This is a genomic window from Streptomyces sp. NRRL B-24572 (assembly GCF_002156145.1).
In the GTDB taxonomy this organism is placed as follows: domain Bacteria; phylum Actinomycetota; class Actinomycetes; order Streptomycetales; family Streptomycetaceae; genus Streptomyces; species Streptomyces vietnamensis.
The window spans coordinates 1-2118 of the sequence record NZ_MWIG01000512.1 but is presented as its reverse complement, the minus strand read 5'-3'; the positions used below and the strand labels follow the sequence as shown (position 1 = coordinate 2118).

Genomic DNA, 2118 nt, shown 5'->3' with positions numbered 1-2118 from the left:
GGAGTTCGGCGAGGCCGCGGCCGTGCAGACGGCGTTCGCGCAGGAAGCGGCGGGCGATGCGCAGGGCGTGGTCGCCGGCGCCGAGGGAGAGGGCGACGCAGGCGGTGCGGGTGAGCTGGAGGGCCTTGAGGACGATTTCGAGGCCGCCGCCGACGGGGCCGACGACCGCGTGGGCGGGGATCCGGGCATCGGTGAACTCGATGCCGCTGATGTCGGCGCCGCGGATGCCGTGGGTGGGGACCTTGGGGAGGGGGCGTACGGTGCCGTGCCCGGTGGCGCGCTTGTCGAAGAGGAAGACGGTGAAACCGCGGGGGCCGCCGTCGGGCTCGGTGCGGGCGAGGACGCACATGAGGTTGCCGCGGGTGGCGTTGTTGATGGGCCATTTGCGGCCGTTGAGGCACCAGCCGGAGCCGTTGCGGGTGGCGGTGAGGGTGCCGGCGAGCAGGTCGCTGCCGCCGCCGGGTTCGGTGAGGCCCCAGGCGACGGGTTCGCCGGCGAGCACGTGCCGGGCGAGCAGGGCGGTGGGGGCGTCGTCGCCGGCGGTCCACACGGAGGCGGCGCCGAGGAAGGTCTTGCCGTGGCCGACGGCGACGGTCAGGTCGTGGGCGGCGACGTCGCGGAGGAGCGCGTGGAGCTCGTCGACGCGGGCGAGGCGGCCGCCGTGCCGGACGGGCACGTAGTGGTCGGGCAGGCCCCAGTCGTCGAGGGCGGCGCAGGCCTCGGCCGGGAAGGTCTCCGCCTCGTCGTGGCGGGTGAGGAGGCCCGGGTCGAAGGGGCCGCCGGGGTGGGCCCAGGCGTCGAGCGGGGCGGTGAGGGCGCTGGTCATCCGTGCCGCTCCCCCGCCGTGGTGGTGAGCTCCGGCGCGGCCGGGTGGTAGCCGTCGGCCCAGAGCGGTTCGAGTTCTCCACTCGCGTAGAGCGCGCGCATGGCGGCGCGCTGGACCTTGCCGCTGGTGGTGCGGCGCACTCCCCCTCGGCGCATGAGGAGCACGGCGTCGGCGCGGACGCCGAACTCGCGGGCGACGGTGTTCCGCATCCGGGCGGCGAGTCCGGCGAGTTCGTCGGCGGAGGAGCGGCGGCGGACCTCGTGGATGACGACGAGGCGTCCGTCGGTGTCCTCGGCGGTGGGGGCGGTGACGACGGAGCCGACGGTGTCGCGGAGTTCCTCGTGCTGGCGGCGGAGTTCGTGCTCGATGTCGTGCGGGTAGATGTTGCGTCCCCGGACGATCATCATCTCCTTGATGCGGCCGGTGACGTACAGCTCGTCGTCGACGAGGACGCCGAGGTCGCCGGTGCGGAGGTAGCCGCCGATGTCGCCGACGCGCTGCCCGAAGGTGGCGCGGGTGGCCTCGTCGTTGCGCCAGTAGCCGTCGACGACGGAGGGGCCGCCGAGCCAGATCTCGCCGACGTGGCCGGGCGGGAGTTCGCGGTGGGTGCGGGGGTCGACGATGCGGGCGTCGAGGTCGCGCAGGGCGCCGCAGCTGACCAGGGCGCGGCTCGTGCCCCCGGGGGCGGCGGGTTCGACTCGGTGCTCCTCCAGGGCGGTGGCGTCGCAGTGCAGGACCCGGGGGTCGCGCCGGGGCGTGGTGGAGACCAGGAGGGTGGCCTCGGCCATGCCGAAGCAGGGCGCGAAGCGGGAGGGGCGGAAGCCGGTGGGGGCGAAGCGGGCGGCGAAGTCGTCGAGGACGCTCGCCTTGACGGGTTCGGAGCCGCTGACCGCGTAGTGCCAGCGGCTGAGGTCGAGGCCGTCGAGCTTGTCCTCGCCGATGCGGGTGAGGCAGAGCTCGTAGGCGAAGTTGGGGGCGGCGGAAAGGGCGATGTCGAAGGTGTCGATGAGTTCCAGCCAGGCGCGGGGGCGGCGGAGGAACGCGGCGGGGCTCATGAGGACGGTGCCGAATCCGGCGAGGAGCGGCGACAGGATGAGCCCCATGAGGCCCATGTCGTGGTAATTGGGCAGCCAGCCGCCGAACCACTGTCCTTCGGTGAGGGGGAAGACGTCGGCGGTGGTGGCGGCGTTGGCGAGGAGGTTGCCGTGGGTGACGCGGCTGCCCTTGGGGTCGCTGGTGGAGCCGGAGGTGTACTGGAGGACGGCGAGGGTGGTGCGGTCGGCCGGGTGCGG

2 protein-coding genes are annotated in these 2118 nt (G+C 74.2%); both read right to left on the bottom strand.

Going from position 1 to position 2118, the window contains the following annotated elements; all coding sequences use genetic code 11:
- The coding region (locus CCN56_RS28405; protein ID WP_143664647.1) for an acyl-CoA dehydrogenase family protein at positions 1–826 on the bottom strand (826 nt) is incomplete at its 3' end.
- Positions 823–2118, bottom strand: a 1296-nt coding sequence (locus CCN56_RS28400) for a fatty acyl-AMP ligase (RefSeq protein WP_107484237.1), incomplete at its 5' end; no start/stop codon positions are given. The genes CCN56_RS28400 and CCN56_RS28405, both read right to left, overlap by 4 nt.